General features: G+C 70.8%; 16 protein-coding genes and 1 tRNA gene. 6 read left to right on the forward strand and 11 right to left on the reverse strand.

The features are described from left to right. Positions 1-3 precede the first annotated feature (3 nt). From nuoF to BMZ47_RS28415, 7 genes are read right to left on the reverse strand one after another with little or no spacing between them, the layout of a single operon-like run. The gene (gene nuoF / locus BMZ47_RS05520; RefSeq protein ID WP_007560748.1) at positions 4-1,305 is read right to left on the reverse strand and encodes an NADH-quinone oxidoreductase subunit NuoF; all 1,302 of its coding nucleotides are present in this window, start codon (positions 1,303-1,305) and stop codon (positions 4-6) included. Between the two features lie 12 nt (positions 1,306-1,317). Beyond that, a complete protein-coding gene (locus tag BMZ47_RS29105) occupies positions 1,318-1,449 on the reverse strand; it encodes a hypothetical protein (RefSeq protein ID WP_268868498.1) in 132 nt (43 codons plus the stop codon). Positions 1,450-1,454: 5 nt separating this feature from the next. Continuing rightward, positions 1,455-2,816, reverse strand: coding sequence for an NADH-quinone oxidoreductase subunit NuoE (gene nuoE, locus BMZ47_RS05525; RefSeq protein ID WP_091859521.1), 1,362 nt, complete (start codon positions 2,814-2,816; stop codon positions 1,455-1,457). Positions 2,817-2,828: 12 nt separating this feature from the next. After that, positions 2,829-4,019, reverse strand: coding sequence for an NADH-quinone oxidoreductase subunit D (locus BMZ47_RS05530; RefSeq protein WP_007560751.1), 1,191 nt, complete (start codon positions 4,017-4,019; stop codon positions 2,829-2,831). 16 nt (positions 4,020-4,035) lie between these two features. After that, entirely contained in the window at positions 4,036-4,683 is a 648-nt protein-coding gene (locus BMZ47_RS05535; RefSeq protein WP_007560752.1) for an NADH-quinone oxidoreductase subunit C, read from the reverse strand. A gap of 9 nt (positions 4,684-4,692) precedes the next feature. Further along, entirely contained in the window at positions 4,693-5,292 is a 600-nt protein-coding gene (locus BMZ47_RS05540) for a NuoB/complex I 20 kDa subunit family protein (protein WP_007560753.1), read from the reverse strand. A gap of 41 nt (positions 5,293-5,333) precedes the next feature. Then, on the reverse strand, positions 5,334-5,699 hold the full coding sequence (locus tag BMZ47_RS28415) for an NADH-quinone oxidoreductase subunit A (RefSeq protein ID WP_007560754.1): 366 nt from the start codon (positions 5,697-5,699) through the stop codon (positions 5,334-5,336). A 342-nt stretch (positions 5,700-6,041) separates the two neighbouring features. On the opposite strand from BMZ47_RS28415, the gene BMZ47_RS05550 reads away from it, so the two are divergent. Beyond that, a tRNA-Asp gene (locus BMZ47_RS05550) sits at positions 6,042-6,118 on the forward strand. Positions 6,119-6,395: 277 nt separating this feature from the next. On the opposite strand, the gene BMZ47_RS05555 is transcribed toward BMZ47_RS05550, so the two are convergent. Together BMZ47_RS05555 and BMZ47_RS05560 are read right to left on the reverse strand one after the other, a co-directional pair. Next, positions 6,396-7,304, reverse strand: a complete 909-nt coding sequence (locus BMZ47_RS05555) for an EamA family transporter (RefSeq protein ID WP_091859524.1) — start codon at positions 7,302-7,304, stop codon at positions 6,396-6,398. A gap of 49 nt (positions 7,305-7,353) precedes the next feature. Continuing rightward, positions 7,354-7,650 carry a DUF1127 domain-containing protein gene (locus BMZ47_RS05560; protein ID WP_091859766.1) on the reverse strand — a complete coding sequence of 99 codons (297 nt, stop codon included), beginning with the start codon at positions 7,648-7,650 and terminating at the stop codon, positions 7,354-7,356. 113 nt (positions 7,651-7,763) lie between these two features. Between BMZ47_RS05560 and BMZ47_RS05565 the strand changes: the two genes are divergently transcribed. Together BMZ47_RS05565 and rnhA are read left to right on the forward strand one after the other, a co-directional pair. After that, the gene (locus BMZ47_RS05565) at positions 7,764-9,155 is read left to right on the forward strand and encodes an aminotransferase-like domain-containing protein (protein ID WP_007560757.1); all 1,392 of its coding nucleotides are present in this window, start codon (positions 7,764-7,766) and stop codon (positions 9,153-9,155) included. A 436-nt stretch (positions 9,156-9,591) separates the two neighbouring features. Next, positions 9,592-10,266, forward strand: coding sequence for a ribonuclease HI (gene rnhA, locus BMZ47_RS05570; protein ID WP_091859527.1), 675 nt, complete (start codon positions 9,592-9,594; stop codon positions 10,264-10,266). Positions 10,267-10,305: 39 nt separating this feature from the next. On the opposite strand, the gene BMZ47_RS05575 is transcribed toward rnhA, so the two are convergent. Then, positions 10,306-11,643 (reverse strand): sensor histidine kinase, encoded by a 1,338-nt coding sequence (locus BMZ47_RS05575; protein WP_091859531.1) that lies wholly within the window; start codon positions 11,641-11,643, stop codon positions 10,306-10,308. Further along, positions 11,643-12,308: a response regulator gene (locus tag BMZ47_RS05580; protein WP_091859534.1), complete on the reverse strand. Its 666-nt coding sequence runs from the start codon at positions 12,306-12,308 to the stop codon at positions 11,643-11,645. The genes BMZ47_RS05575 and BMZ47_RS05580 overlap by 1 nt, the downstream gene beginning before the upstream one ends. Before the next feature lie 271 nt (positions 12,309-12,579). Between BMZ47_RS05580 and BMZ47_RS05585 the strand changes: the two genes are divergently transcribed. From BMZ47_RS05585 to BMZ47_RS05595, 3 genes are all read left to right on the forward strand, one after another. Then, positions 12,580-13,260, forward strand: a complete 681-nt coding sequence (locus BMZ47_RS05585; protein WP_091859538.1) for a DNA-binding protein — start codon at positions 12,580-12,582, stop codon at positions 13,258-13,260. 130 nt (positions 13,261-13,390) lie between these two features. Continuing rightward, positions 13,391-13,699 carry a hypothetical protein gene (locus tag BMZ47_RS05590; RefSeq protein WP_244536742.1) on the forward strand — a complete coding sequence of 103 codons (309 nt, stop codon included), beginning with the start codon at positions 13,391-13,393 and terminating at the stop codon, positions 13,697-13,699. Positions 13,700-13,977: 278 nt separating this feature from the next. Continuing rightward, complete coding sequence (locus BMZ47_RS05595) at positions 13,978-15,729, forward strand: ABC transporter ATP-binding protein (RefSeq protein ID WP_091859541.1); 1,752 nt, start codon at positions 13,978-13,980, stop codon at positions 15,727-15,729. Positions 15,730-15,735: the final 6 nt, after the last annotated feature.

The following is a 15,735-nucleotide window of genomic DNA, read 5'->3' on the forward strand; positions in this document are numbered from 1 at the left end:
CCGTCACTCCGCGGCCATCGGGATCGGGTCGGAATGCGGGTTGGCCGTGTAGCGGTCGATCCGCTTCTCGATCTCGGGACGGAAGTGCTTGATCAGGCCCTGGATCGGCCACGCCGCCGCGTCGCCGAGCGCGCAGATCGTGTGACCCTCGATCTGCTTGGTGACTTCGAACAGCATGTCGATCTCGCGCTTCTGCGCGCGACCCTCGGTCATCCGCTGCATCACCCGCCACATCCAGCCGGTGCCTTCCCGGCACGGCGTGCACTGGCCGCAGGATTCGTGCTTGTAGAAGTACGAGATCCGGGTGATCGCCGCGACGATGTCGGTGGACCGGTCGAGCACGATCACCGCCGCGGTGCCCAGGCCCGAGCCGAGGTTGCGCAGGGTGTCGAAATCCATCTTGGCGTCGATGATCTGCTCGGCCGGCACCAGCGGCACCGACGAGCCGCCCGGGATCGAGCAGAGCAGGTTGTCCCAGCCGCCGCGCATGCCGCCGCAATGCCGGTCCACCAGCTCGCGGAAGGTGATGCCGAGCTCCGCCTCGACGTTGCACGGCTTGTTGACGTGCCCGGAGACGCAGAACAGCTTGGTGCCGGTGTTGTTCTTGCCGCCGAGCCCGGCGAACCAGGCGCCGCCCCGGCGCAGGATCGTGCCGGCGACCGCGATCGACTCGACGTTGTTGACCGTCGTCGGGCAGCCGTAGAGGCCCATATTGGCCGGGAATGGCGGCTTGAGCCGCGGCATGCCCTTCTTGCCTTCGAGGCTCTCGATCAGCGCCGTCTCTTCGCCGCAGATATAGGCGCCCGCGCCGTGGTGGACGTAGATGTCGAAGGGATAGTCGTGCACGTTCGACTGGCCGACGAGACGGGCCTCGTAGGCCTCGTCCACGGCCTTCTGGAGCGCGTGCTTCTCGGCCACGTACTCGCCGCGGATGTAGATGTAGCAGGCATGCGCGCCCATGGCGAAACAGGCCAGCATGCAGCCCTCGATCAGGAGATGCGGGTCGTGCCGCATGATCTCCCGGTCCTTGCAGGTGCCCGGCTCCGACTCGTCGGCGTTGACGACGAGGTAGTGCGGGCGCCCGTCCGACTTCTTGGGCATGAACGACCATTTCAGGCCGGTGGGGAATCCCGCGCCGCCGCGGCCGCGCAGGCCCGACGCCTTCATCTCCTCGATGATCCAGTCGCGGCCCTGCTCCAGGAGGAACTTGGTCCCGTCCCAGGCCCCCCGCTGCTTGGCAGCCTCCAGGCCCGGCGAATGCAGGCCGTAGAGGTTGGTGAAGATGCGATCCTGATCCGACAGCATGTTCTTCGTTCCTCAGCTGACCGGAGCGTCGACGGTATCGAGCCGGAAAGCGCGCGATGCGCGCACGCCCGCGTCGGTGCCGCTCAGGCGCACCGGCATGGCCGTCAGCACCTCGTCGATCAGCGCGTTTGTGACGGCGGACATGGCGGTCAGTTCCCGGTGCCCGACAGCGATTGAGCCTGCCCGACCCAGTTCTCCCGGTCGATGCGACCCGGGAACGCGAGGTAGGTCCCGACCCAGGTGATCTCGTCGCGGGTCCAGGCGGCGATCTGGTCGAAATGGTAGATGCCGAGGGCGTTCAGGCGCTGGCTGTTGCCCGGGCCGACGCCCTTGATCCGCGTGAGGTCGTCCGGCTTTCCGGCGCGGGCCCCGTCGAGACCCGGCGGACGGGTGCCGACCGCGTTCGCCTTCTGCTCGGGAGTCGCGTCCTTCGGCAGGGCGGCGAGCGCCCCGGCCACGCGGGCCTCCTCGGCTTCCGCCGCGACCTCGCCTTCGCTGGCCCCGGAGGCTTCCGGCTGCTGCGGGACGGTGCCGCGATCGGGCGTCTCCTGGCTGCCCTGGTCGCCGCCGGCCTGCTCGCCTTCGGACATCGCCTTGGCGGGGGCTGCCTGCACATCCGCGTCGCCCTGGCGGGGCGCCCCCTCCCTGGCCGTGGAACGGCCGGTCTCGGCCGCGTCAGCCTGGTCCTGCTCCTTGACCGGGATCTTGCCGTCGGCCGCGCGCTGGGCCGGGGCGTCGCTCACCGAGCGCTCGACCGGGCGACCGGCATCCGGCCGGGCGGGCTTCGGCTGGTCGGCGGCGCGCCGGTCGGTCGAGGCGGCCTCGTCGGACTTCGCCGCCGAGTCGTCCGGCTTGGCAGTCTCTTCGAAGCGTTTGCGCCAGGCGCCGACCCGCGAGCCGTCGAACAGGGCCGGGTCGGTCAGCGTGTCGGGACCGCCCAGCGGCTCCGAGGCGTTACGCCCGGTCTGCGAGCCGACCTTGACCGGCCGGCCGGCCGCCAGGTCGTCCATCAGGGTGCCGAGCGATTCGGGCGTCAGGTCCTCGTAATAATCCTGGTTGATCTGCACCATCGGGGCGTTGCAGCAGGCGCCCAGGCACTCGACCTCGAGCCAGGAGAAGTTGCCGTCCGGCGAGACGTGGCCGGGGGGGCCTAGCCGCGCCTCGAGCATCTCCTTCAGGCCGCGGGCGCCGCAGGAATCGCACGGCACCGTGCCGCAGACCTGGATCCAGAAGCGGCCCACCGGCTCCAGGGCGAACATCGTGTAGAAGGTCGCCACCTCCAGCACGCGGATGTTGGGCATGCCGAGCTCGGCCGCCACCGCCTCGATGGCCGCCCGCGGCAGCCAGCCGCCGTTCTGCTCCTGCGCCTTCCAGAGCAGCGAGATCACCGCGGAGGCCTGGCGGCCCTCCGGGTACTTGGCGATCTGGGTCTTCGCCCACTCGGCGTTCTCAGGGGAGAACGCGAAGCTCTCGGGCTGCTCAGAGGCCGGCGCGAGTCTGCGGTTTGCCATCCTGCTAACGCCTTACCGATCCACTTCGCCGAACACGATGTCGAGGGTGCCCAGCACGCACGACACGTCGGCCAGAAGGTGCCCCCGGCACATCCAATCCATCGCCTGAAGATGCGCGAAGCCCGGCGCGCGGATCTTGCAGCGGTACGGCTTGTTGGTCCCGTCGGACACGAGATAGACGCCGAACTCGCCCTTGGGTGCTTCCACGGCGGCGTAGACTTCGCCTTCCGGTACGTGGAACCCCTCGGTGTAGAGCTTGAAGTGGTGGATGAGCGCTTCCATCGAGCGCTTCATCTCGCGGCGCGGCGGCGGCGCGAACTTGCCGTCGATGGCAGCGATCGGGCCCTGCCCGGCCGGCTCGCGCAGCTTGGCGCAGCACTGCTTCATGATCTTGGCCGATTCCCGCATCTCTTCCATGCGGATCACCTGCCGGTCGTAGGTATCGCCGTTCCGGCCGACCGGGATGTCGAACTCCATCTCCTCGTAGCACTCGTAGGGCTGCGCCTTGCGCAGGTCCCACGGGATGCCCGAGCCGCGCAGCATGACGCCGGAGAAGCCCCATTCCATGCACTCGTCCACCGACACGATGCCGATGTCGACGTTGCGCTGCTTGAAGATGCGGTTGGCCATGACGAGGTCGTCGAGATCCTGGACGACCTGCAGGAACGGGTCGCAGAACGCGTCGATGTCGTCGATCAGCTTGGGCGGCAGGTCCTGGTGGACGCCGCCCGGCCGGAAATAGTTGGCGTGGAGCCGCGCGCCCGAGGCGCGCTCGTAGAAGATCATCAGCTTCTCGCGCTCCTCGAAGCCCCAGAGCGGGGGCGTGAGGGCGCCGACATCCATCGCCTGCGTGGTGACGTTGAGCAGGTGCGACAGGAGCCGGCCGATCTCGCAGAACAGCACGCGGATCAGCTGCGCCCGCCGGGGCACCTCGATGCCCGCGAGCTTCTCGATCGCCAGGCAGAAGGCGTGCTCCTGGTTCATCGGCGACACGTAGTCGAGCCGGTCGAAATAGGGCGTCGCCTGCAGGTAGGTCTTGTGCTCGATCAGCTTCTCGGTGCCGCGATGCAGCAGCCCGATATGCGGATCGACCCGCTCGACCACCTCGCCGTCCAGCTCCAGCACGAGGCGCAGCACGCCGTGCGCCGCCGGGTGCTGCGGGCCGAAATTGATCGCGAAGTTGCGGATGTTGTGCTCGGTCATCGGGCGGTTCCGCTCCTCAGGCCGACTTCTTCTCGTCGCCCGGGAGCACGTAATCCGTGCCCTCCCAGGGCGAGAGGAAATCGAAGTTCCGGAATTCCTGCGTCAGCTGGACCGGCTCGTAGACGACCCGGGCCTCGTCCTGGTCGTACCGGACCTCGACGAAGCCGGTGAGCGGGAAGTCCTTGCGCAGGGGGTGCCCCTCGAACCCGTAATCGGTGAGCAGCCGCCGTAGGTCCGGATGCCCCGAGAACAGGATGCCGTAGAGGTCGTAGGTCTCGCGCTCGTACCAATTGGCGGCCGGGAACACCTCGATCGCCGAGGGGACCGGCGTCACCTCGTCGGTCTGCACCTTCACCCGGATGCGCGCGTTGTGGCGCAGCGAGAGCAGGTGGTAGACCACGTCGAAGCGCTTCTCGCGCTGCGGGTAGTCCGCGCCGCAGATGTCGATGAAGCTGCGGAACGCGCAGGCCGGGTCGTCGCGCAGGTAGGTCAGCGCGTAGATGATGTCGGAGGCCTGAACCACCAGGGTCAGCTCGCCGAATGCGATGGTGTGCGACACCACCGCCGGGCCGAGCGCGCCGGTGATGCGCTCGGCCATCGCCGTGAGGGCGCCCGCGCCGCTCTCCGGCTGCGTGTGCGACAGGATCGAGATGCCGTTCGTCATGGCCGTCCCTCAGCGCTCGATCGTGCCGGTCCGGCGGATCTTCTTCTGGAGAAGCAGCACGCCGTAGAGCAGCGCCTCGGCGGTGGGCGGGCAGCCGGGCACGTAGATGTCCACCGGCACCACCCGGTCGCAGCCGCGCACCACCGAATAGGAATAGTGGTAGTAGCCGCCGCCGTTGGCGCAGGAGCCCATCGAGATCACGTAGCGCGGCTCCGGCATCTGGTCGTAGACCTTGCGCAGGGCCGGGGCCATCTTGTTGGTCAGGGTGCCGGCGACGATCATCACGTCCGACTGGCGGGGCGAGCCGCGCGGCGCGAAGCCGAAGCGCTCGCAATCGTAGCGCGGCATCGACATCTGCATCATCTCGACGGCGCAGCAGGCGAGCCCGAAGGTCATCCACATCAGCGAGCCGGTGCGGGCCCAGTTGATCAGCTCGTCCGTGGTGGTGAGCAGGAAGCCGCGGTCGGCCAGCTCGTCGCTGATCGACAGGAAGGTCGGGTCGTCCGCGCCGATCGGCCGGCCGGTATTGGGATCGATGATCCCCTTCGGCTGGGGCGCGACCGCGGGCGCGCGGGACAGGCTGTGGGTCGTGTCGGTGATCAGGGCCATCGGCGACTCGGAAAACGGTGCGGGCAGGCGGCTGTTGCGAATCAATCCCACTCGAGGGCGCCCTTGCGCCACTCGTAGACGAAACCGACCGTCAGCACGCCCAGGAAGACGATCATCGACCAGAAGCCGAACCAGCCAAGGTCTCCGAAGGTGATCGCCCACGGGAACAGGAACGCGACCTCGAGATCGAAGATGATGAACAGAATCGCCACGAGGTAGAACCGCACGTCGAACTTCATGCGGGCATCGTCGAAAGCATTGAAGCCGCACTCGTAGGCCGAGAGCTTCTCCGGATCCGGGCTCTTGAAGGCGACCAGGAACGGCACGACCAGCAGGGCGGTGGCGATGAACAGAGCCACGCCGATGAACACGATGAGCGGAAGGTAGTCCGCCAACAAGCCGGTCATGCCAGGGCCTCGCGAGAGCGTCTCGATCTGACGTGGGAAACCGCGGTGCGCCGCCGAACCGGATTCGCCCGTGGAATTGTTCTTATGCCAGGATGCGCGCGGCCGGAGGCTTAGTCGAGCCGCCGACCCGTGACAATGGCTTGTCGCGTCGCACAAAGTGCACGTCCTGTCTTGTGTAGGGATGTGGGCGTGCGCGGCAGCCCTGCAACACGACGCAAGCGCGCAGGCCATCCGGTCGCGTCCCGCACGAAACCGCCACGGACGCGCTTGACAGTCCCCCGCCTGGCCCATAAACCCCGCCCCGTCGCCGGGCGAAACGCCCCTTCGAGGCGACCACGCCGTGCGGGCGTAGCTCAGTTGGTTAGAGTGCCGGCCTGTCACGCCGGAGGTCGCGGGTTCGAGCCCCGTCGCCCGCGCCACTTCCACGATCCCCCGATATCAGGACCGAACCGCGCCTCCGATCATTTTGGGGGCCGTTTTTCGTTCGCGCTGCGGCTGGGGCCCTGACGGCTCGGTGTATCCGCGCTGTCGAACCCGACCCGTTTAGCCGGAGCTCCTGCGCGACCTGACACTCGCTTCTCTGTCCGCGCCGCGACCATCGCCGTGTCATCCCGGGGGCCTTCGTGGCGCGGGATGACGCGGCGGCGGCATGGGCGTCCGTGCAAGTCTGCCGAACGTCACGCGCGTATCGGCGGCTCAGCTGACGGCCCGCGGTGGCGCATCCACCGCCACGCGCATCGGATCCACATTACGCCTGCGGCCGCCGCGGATGCTGAGGGCGATTCCGGCGAGGATCAGGCTTCCGCCCGCCAGGATGTCGGGGCTCAGCGGCTCGCCGAGCATCAGGTGCGTGCTCAGGATGCCGGCCACCGGCACGAGCAGCGCGAACGGCGTCACGGCCGCCGCGGGATAGCGGGTCAGGAGCCGGTTCCACAGGCCGAAAGCCAGCAGGGTCGTCGGATAGGCCTGGAAGGCGATCGACGTCACGGCCGCCCAGTCCGGATGCGCCAGAGTGGCGAGGGCGGCCGGTCCCTCGACGATCAGGGACAGGCCCAGCAGCGGCCCCGCGGTGGCGAGGCTGCCCCAGACCATCAGGGCGAGCATGTCGACCCGCCCGATCCGCTTCGCGGTGACGTTCGCGCAGGCCCAGGCCGACGCGGCCGCGACGACCAGCAGTAGTGGCCCGAGCGGTGCGCCCCCGGCTCGACCCAGTGCGATCGTCGCCGTGCCCAGGAGGGCGACCACGCCCCCGAGCACCTGGAGCCCGCGCGGCCGCTCCCGCAGGAACAGCCAGGCGAGTGCCACCGTGAACGGCACCTGGACCTGGATCAGCAGCGACGACAGGCCGGCCGGCATGCCCAGCCGGATCGCCGTGAACAGCAACCCGAACTGACCGACCCCCAGGGCCAGGCCGAACACGATCACCAGGGTGGCCGGGGCCCGGGGCGGCCGGATCACCAGCACGGCCGGTATCGCCGCGAGGGCGAAGCGCAGGGCGCAGAGCAGCAGCGGTGGGGTCGTCTCGAGGCCGATCTTGATCGCCACGAAGTTGGCGCCGAGGATCGTGACCACCAGGATCGCCGACAGCGTGTCGCGCAACGTCATCCAACGGTCCTTGCCACTGTCCTTGCAACTGTCCCCGCCCCGGCCCGCCTCACCACGCGCGTGCGCCCCGCGCCCGGCGGCGGGCCTCGCGCCGGCCGATCAGCAGGTCGGTGGCGTCGCGGAGACCCGGCACCGCCGCGTCGGCGACGTCCTGCGGCGTCAGACCGATATCCTTCAGCTCCCGCTCGGACAGAGTCGAGAGCCGGTGCAGGACGCGCCGGTTCATCGCCGCGCGCGACAGCTCCGACCGCACCTCCGCGGCGGTCTCGGTGATCGCCCCGACGATCCGGGCGATCCAGGACGGCGGGGTGCCGGCGCGGGCGGTCTCGGTGAGGCACTGGTCCATGGCGCGATCCTCCATCTCCTCAGGACGCGACGATCCTGACCGGGCCGGGCTGGCGGCGACAGGAACAGTTCGGTACGCTTTCGAAGAATTGTCCGGTCGGAAAGGCAGTACGGATGCAGGTCGCGCCTAAGCCCACCGGGACGCGCGTCGAGATCGTGGCCGGCGAGATCCGCGAGCGCATCGCGGCGCGCCACCTCGTGCCCGGGGTCCGGATCCCGTCGGTGCGGGCCTTCGCGGAATCCATGGGCGTGTCGAAGTCGACCGTGGTGGAGGCCTATGACCGGCTGGCCGCCGAGGGCACCCTGGTGGCGCGGCCGGGCTCGGGCTTCTACGTCGCCGGCAAGACCCGGCCGCTCTCGCTCCAGGCGATGGGGCCGCGGCTCGACCGGATCGTCGACCCCCTGTGGATCACCCGCCAGGCGCAGCAGGCCGGCTCGGACCAGCTCAAGCCCGGGGCTGGCTGGCTGCCGGATTCCTGGATGCCCCACGAGGCGATCCGGCGGGGCCTGCGCCGGGTGGCGCGGGCGGATCTGGCCGAGATGACCAATTACGACCGGCCGCTGGGCTACGAGCCCCTGCGGATCCAGATCGCCCGCAAGATCGCCGAGAAGGGCGTCGGCGCCGAGCCGGACCAGATCGTGCTGGTCGAATCGGCCACCCAGGCCCTCGACCTGGTCTGCCGGTTCCTGCTCCAGCCCGGCGACACCGTCCTGGTGGACGATCCCTGCTACTTCAACTTCCTTGCGCTGCTGCGGGCGCACCGGGTCTCGGTCATCGGCGTGCCGCTGACCCCGGAGGGGCCGGACCTGCGGGCCCTCGGCGCCCTGCTCGAGCGGCACCGGCCGCGCTTCTACCTGACCAACGCGGCGCTCCAGAACCCGACCGGCGCGAGCCTCGCCCCGGCCATCGCGCACCGGCTGCTGAAGCTGTGCGAGTCGCACGACACCCTGATCGTCGAGGACGAGATCTTCGGCGATCTCGAGCCCGAGCCGGCGCCCCGGCTCGCCGGGTTCGACGGGCTGGAGCGGGTGATCCAGATCGGCAGCTTCTCGAAAACCCTGTCGGCGGCCGCGCGCTGCGGCTGGATCGCGCTCCGGGCCGATTGGGTCGAGCCCCTGGTCGACCTGAAGCTCGCGCTCAGCCTGGGCAACGGCCACGTTACGGCGGCTTTGGTGCACAGCCTGATCACCGAGGGCTGCTATCGTCGGCACCTCGCCGAGACCAAGCGGCGGCTCGCCGGCGCCATGGTCCAGGCCTCGGCCGAACTCGGCGCCTGCGGCCTGGAGCCGTGGGCGCAGCCCCGGGGCGGCTTCTTCCTGTGGATGCGCCTGCCGGACGGGCGCGACGGCGCCGAGGTGGCGCGCCGGGCGCTGGCGCAGGGCATGGTCCTGGCCCCGGGCACGGCCTTCAGCCTGTCCGACGACTGGAACGGCTACATGCGCTTCAACGTCGCCCATTGCATCGACCCGCGCATCCGGCCGATCCTGCGGGCGGCGCTGGCTTGATCGATGCGGGGCCATGGCGGGTTTGCGAGCGCAGCGACCGGGCGGCATTCCTCGTTTGGCTGAGCCCGATCAGCTTGCGCTTAGGGAGGCTGCTTTCGACCGAGGCCAGTCGTGAAGACAGCCGTTGGCGCGTCTCGAAAGCATCCATTCGTCGGCCGTCCGGCCAATTCGGCTCGGCGTGAAGCAGCGCATCGCGTTTGAGTCTGAGTGCCGCGGGGGGAGTTCCCTTGAGGGCGGCGGATCTGCGACACTCTCGATCTCGCTGACGCGCGCGACGCCCACCCTCCCTGCGGCGTGTCATCCGCATGGCGAGGCTGCACGGTGCGCCGTGCTTCAGCGGGTCTCGCACTGAGCTGGAGATACGATCTGTCAGCCAATTTCGGGCATCGCTGGCGGCCTCCTATCGACCACCCCCTACGGAAGGGCTGACGCCACGATGCGAACGATCGTTTATGCCGATGGCGGTTGCGACCCGAACCCCGGGCCAGGCGGTTGGGGGGTCGTCGTTGCGGCTCCGGACAATACGGTCGAGCTGTGCGGCGGAGAACCCGGCACCACGACCAACAACCGCATGGAGCTGACGGCTGCGATCAAGGGCCTCGAGCATTTCCCGGCCGGGGCCGCGATCGAGATGCGGTGCGACAGCCAGTACGTCGTCAAATCGGTGACCGAGTGGATGCGCGGTTGGAAGGCGAAAGGCTGGCGCACGACGACGGGTGACGTGAAGAATGTCGACCTCATGAAGCGCCTCGACGAACTGAACGCGGCGCGCGACGTGAAATGGACCTGGGTCCGAGGCCATGCGGGCGACCGTCTCAATGAGCGCGCCGACGCTCTCGTCCACCGGGGCCGCCGCGAAGCGAAGCTTGGCAAGCTCGAGTCGCGGAACAGTGCTGCGCCGATACCTGCCTCTGCCTCTGCCTCTGCCCCTGCATCGACGCCGCCGAGCCAGGGTGCCAACCTGCGCGTCGATCTTGCGCTTGGCCTCCAGGTCACGCGGGCCGCGAAGGCGGCGGGTGTCACGCCCGACGCTCTGGTCGAGGATGCGATCCGCTTTTACCTCGAGACTGGGCCGAGCGAGATCGCACGCCTGCGATCGAGCCGAACGTAGTGGACGCGGTCGATCGCGGCGAAGCCTGGTCGTCCAGCCTCACGCCGGCAGGGTCAGCTCCGCCTTCAGCCCGCCCAGCTCCGAGCGCCCGAGGGTGAGCCCGCCGCCGTAGAGCTCGGCGAGTTCGAGGGTGATCGGCAGCCCGAAGCCGTGGCCCGGCACGCCCTCGTCCAGGCGGCGGCCGCGTTCCATGACTGCAGCGGCGGCCGCGCCGTCGAGGCCCGGCCCGTCATCCTCGACCCGCACCACGATGCCGCTCGCCTCGCCGGCGGCCACGACCCGGACCCGGCTGCGGCACCAGCGGCAGGCATTGTCCACGAGGTTGCCGAGCATCTCGTCGAGATCCTGCTCCTCGCAGGGCACGGATAGGGCGTCCGGCACGGCGAGGTCGATCGCCACGCCCTTCTCGGCGTAGAGCCGCACCAGCGCGTCGCGCAGGTCCGAGACGCGCGGCGCCAGGGGCGTGCGCCCCCGGGCCGAGCCGGCCAGCGCCGCGGCGCGAGCCCGGCGCAGGTGGTGGCGGACCCGCCGGTCCATGTCGTCGACCTGGAGGCGCAGCGCCCCGTCGGGATCGCGGGCCCGGTCGGCCAGGGCCATCGACAGGGTCGCGAGCGGCGTCTTGAGGGCGTGGGCCAGGTTGGCGACGTGGCCGCGGGCGCGCTCGAGGTTCTGCGCGTTCTGGTCGAGCAGCGCGTTCAGCTCCGCCACCAGCGGCTTGATCTCGGCGGGCTGCTCCTCCGGCACCCGCTCCCGGCGCCCGGCGCGCACGGCGGCGAGGTCGGCCCGCAGGCGCCGCAGCGGCGCCAGGCCGAGACGCACCTGCAGGGCCAGCCCGGCGATCAGGCAGAGGCCGAGCACCCCGAGCGCCAGGGCCAGGCTGGTCAGGGCCTCGCGCAGGGGCCCGTACAGGGCCGCCCGCGGTGCCGCCGCGATGATCGTGGCGGGGGGCGTCCCCGGCACGTCGAGGATGCGCAGGATCAGCCGCTCCCCCCGCGGCCCGGTGCCGTCCGCCGGATGCGGGTGATCGGCCGCGTCGTCGGGCCCCGGATCGGTGACGGTGATGTGGCCGCCCCGCAGGGAGCCCGAGCCGTAGGTCTCGGCCCCGCGGCGGACCTCCCAGGCCCAGCCCGGCCCGTCCCGGTCGAAGGGCGGCGCGTCGCGGTTCTGGGACAGGAGCCCCGCCTCCAGCCCGGCCCGTAGCGCGACGATCTGGGCATCGAGATGCCCCTCGATCTGCCCGCGGACGAAGCGGTGCAGGATCACCCCGATGGCGAGGCCGGCCACCACCAGCGCCGCCAGCACCAGCGCCAGGGCGGCCGCGAGCAGGCGGGTCCGCAGGGAGCGGCGCGGCGGGGGGCCCTTCTTCGGCGGCGGCATCAGGCCGGATCCGCGTGCAGGCGGTAGCCGTGGCCGCGCACGCTCTCGATCCGGGCCGGGGCGATCTTCCGGCGCAACCGGGTGATGATCACCTCCACGGAATTCGAATCGACATCCGCGTCGCCCTCGTAGACCCGCTCGATCAGGTGCGGGCGCGGCACCACCGCGTCGCGGTTGAGCATCAGGCAGGACAGGACCCGCCATTCGAGGCCGGTGAGCTTGAGCGGCAGGCCCTCGTGCTCGAAGGCGCCCAGCCCGGTGTCGAAGCTCAGGGGGCCGCAGGCGATCCGGCTCGCCCCGCCGCCCTGCGACCGGCGCACCAGGGCGCGCAGGCGGATCACCAGCTCCTCCACCCGCACCGGCTTGACCAGGTAATCGTCCGCCCCCGCCTTGAAGGCCGCGACCTTGTCGCTCCAGCCGTCCCGGGCGGTGAGCACCAGCACCGGCAGGGTCTGCCCGGCGGCCCGCCAGGCGCGCAGCACTGAGACGCCGTCGCCCTTGGGCAGGCCGAGGTCGAGCACCACCGCGTCGTAGCCCTCGGTCTCGCCGAGATGCTGCGCGTCCTCGCCGGTGGCGGCCCGGTCGAGGACGAAGTTCTCCGCGCGCAGGACCTTGGCCAGTTCGGTGGCCAGGGCCGCGTCGTCCTCGACCAGCAGGATCTTCACGGATTCGCCCTCCCCCAAACCCGGCCCAATGCCGGAAAGCGCGCGGCGACGGGAAGTTAGGGCCGATTTCTCACGCGGCCCGTCAATCCGGCATCCCGCATCGGCACGCGCGGCCAAGTCCTTGATCGCCCGCGCGTCTCGGCGCCGATCCGGCCATAGGGAGCCGGGTTTAACCGGGGCTGAACCGGGCGGTTCAGGCCGGATTCGCGGGGGCGACTTACGAAGGCGCCACGGACCGATCGGGTCCCCAGCCTTCGGAAGGACGATTCAGATGACCGACCACACCACGATCGACGGCACCGCCCGGGAGATCCGCGAGCCCGCCCCCGCCAAGACCGCCAGAACGATCCCGGCCCGGACCTGGGTGGTGGCCGCGATCGCGGCGCCCCTGGCGCTGGGCGCCGCCGGCCTGTCCCTGGCGCAGGGGACGCCGTTCCAGCCGACCCCGGTCGATCCGGTGGCGATCCAGGCGCTCGCCCCGTCGAGCGCCACCGCGATCAAGGGTGAGGTCGCCGAGATCTACGGCAACAAGTTCGTGGTCCAGGATCCCACCGGCCGGGCGCTGGTCGAGACCGGGCCCGCCGGCGAGGGCGGCACCCTGGTCGCCAAGGGCGAGGCCGTGACCGTGCAGGGCCGGTTCGAGACCGGGTTCCTGCATGCCAGCGTCCTGACCCACGGCGACGGCCGCAAGGTGGTGATCGGGCCGGCGGGCGGGCCTCCGACCGGCAGCCTCGACTGGGCCAAGGACCGGCTGGGCCTCGGGCCGAATCCGGACGTGCCGGCGCTCACCGCCGCCGTCCAGGCCGCCGGCTACGGCGACGTGCGGGTGACCGGACGCGGCCCGCGCCACCTCGACGTCGCCGCTAAGGACCGGGACGGGCGCGAGCACGAACTCCATGTCGGCTTCGACGGCCAGGTCCGCGAGCGGCCGGTGCCGGGCGCCCGGCCCTGAGATCGGGCCGCGCCGCATTCGCCCGCCGCCGGACCGCATCGCTGTCCGGCGGCAGGCAGCTCATGCAACCGTTTCCGCCCTGCCGCGTCCTCCCGTCACCGATCCGGACAGGAGATGCGCCGTGGAACCGATGAAGCCGATGGAACCGATGAAGCCGATGGAACCCATGAAGCCGATGGAACCGATGAAGGGCATGGAGCCCTTCTGGCCGAAGGATCTCGGCGAGCCCGCGACCAGCGGCTCCCAGAACGGCATGAAATACGCGTTCTTCCCGGACAAGCACCGGCTCCTGATCGAGCGCGACGGCCAGGTCACGACCTACGACAGCGGCGACCACCGGATCGGCGGCGTCTCGCAAGCGGACGGCAGCACCCAGTCGCTGACCTTCTCCAGCCAGAACGGCGACGTCGATCTGGGCTCGCTGAAGAAGCTCGACTGACGGTCCGGCTAGGCGCCCGCTCTCCCACCCAACCCCCTCATCCTGAGGCGACGGAGCGAAGCGGAGGCCTCCAGCCGGCCGCGCGATCCCTGGAGGGCTCCTTCGAGGCTCGCTGCGCTCGCACCTCAGGATGAGGGGGTTGGATGGGCGTCCCATGTTCTCGGGGCACCGGGCGGATCTTCATCGCGCCTTCCGCCCCCGGCCACCTTCCCCTCCGGCACCGGGCCCTCTAAGCCCGGCCCGGCCATGCGAGCCCTTCCGCCGACCCGTCCCGAACCATGCGCGCGCTGATCGACCTCGTGCGCATCATGCGCGCGCGCGACCGGCGCCGGCTCGCCCTGATCGCCCTGGGCCTGGCGGTCGCGGCGCTGCTGGAGGTGGTCGGCGTCGCCTCGGTGATCCCGTTCCTGACCCTGGTCGGCGACCCCTCCGCGGCGACCCGGGTGCCCTACCTCGCCCAGGCCCGTGAGACCCTCGGCCTCGCCGACGAGCGCAGCTTCCTGCTGGTCACCGGCGGGGCGGCGCTGCTGGCGATCCTGACCACCGCCGTGGTCAATGCCGGGCTGACCTACGCGCAGCTCCTGTTCACGCATCTGGCCGGCTACGGGTTCAGCCGGCGGCTGCTGTTCCGCTACCTCGACCGGGAGCGGCTGTTCTTCGCCCAGGCCAACAGCGCCGAGCTCGCCAAGAACGTCCTGTCCGAGACCGACCGGCTGGTGGTCGGCGTGCTGACCCCGGCCACCGTGCTGGCCTCCCGGGCGACCTCGGCGCTCGCGGTGATCGTCTTCCTGCTGGCCTACGCGCCCCAGCTCGCCCTGATCCTCGGGGGCGGCTTCGGCGGCCTCTATGTCGGGATCTACCTGATCATGCGGGCCCGGCTCGCCCGGCTCGGCGGCCGTTCGGTCACCGACAACGAGGCCCGGTTCCGGATCGTGCAGGAGACCTTCGGGGCGCTGACGGAACTGAAGCTCTACGGCCGGGCCGAGGCCTTCGCGGGCCGGTTCGACGCCCCGGCCCGGGCCTACGCGGTCGCGACGGCGGCGAGCCTGCTCACCGGCCAGATGCCGCGCTTCGTCATTGAGGCCCTCGCCTTCGGCGGCGTGATCGTGGTGGTGCTGTTCGCCCTCGCCCAGGGGCTCGACGTCGCCGGAATCCTGCCGCTGCTCGGCCTGTTCGCCTTCGCGGGCTACCGGATGCTGCCGGCCTTCCAGAACATTTTTACCTCCGTCTCGCTGATGCGGTTCTACAGCCCGGTGGTGCAGGTGATCGTCGACGAGCTCGCCGACGAACGTCATCCCGCGCCTCGCACCGGTGAGCGCCTCCCCTTTGCGAGGGAAATCCGGCTGGAAAACATCGGCTTCGATTACGGCACCGGCCGGCCGGCGCTCAGCGGCATCGACCTCACCATCCCGGTCAACACCACGGTGGGTCTTGCCGGCCGCACCGGCTCGGGCAAATCGACCCTGGCGGGCCTGCTGCTGGGGGTGCTCACCCCGGGCACCGGCCGGGTCACCGTGGACGGGCGGGAACTCGACGCGAGCGCCCGCCCCGCCTGGCAGAACCGCATCGGCTACGTCCCGCAGGACGTGTTTCTCGTGGACGGCACGGTGGCCGAGAACATTGCGCTGGGCCTCGACGCGCCGGATCGCGCCGCGGTCGAGCGCGCGGCCCGGCTCGCCGGCGCCCACGACTTCGTGGCCGCCCTGCCCCGGGGCTACGGCGAGCGCGTCGGCGAGCGCGGGGCGCGGCTGTCGGGCGGCCAGCGCCAGCGGATCGGCATCGCCCGGGCGCTCTACCACGACCCGGACGTGATCGTGTTCGACGAGGCGACCTCGGCGCTGGACGACGAGACGCAAGGAGCGGTGATGCGCGCCCTGCGGGCGCTCGCGGGCCGGCGCACCCTGATCCTGATCGCCCACCGGCTCTCCACCCTGGAGGGGGCCGACGCGGTCCACGTCCTGGAGGCGGGGCGCCTCGTCGCCTCCGGGCCGCCGGAGACGATCCTGCCGGGGTTGGGAGCCGTGGCGTGAACGAAG

It is taken from the genome of Methylobacterium brachiatum, assembly GCF_900113845.1.
In the GTDB taxonomy this organism is placed as follows: domain Bacteria; phylum Pseudomonadota; class Alphaproteobacteria; order Rhizobiales; family Beijerinckiaceae; genus Methylobacterium; species Methylobacterium brachiatum.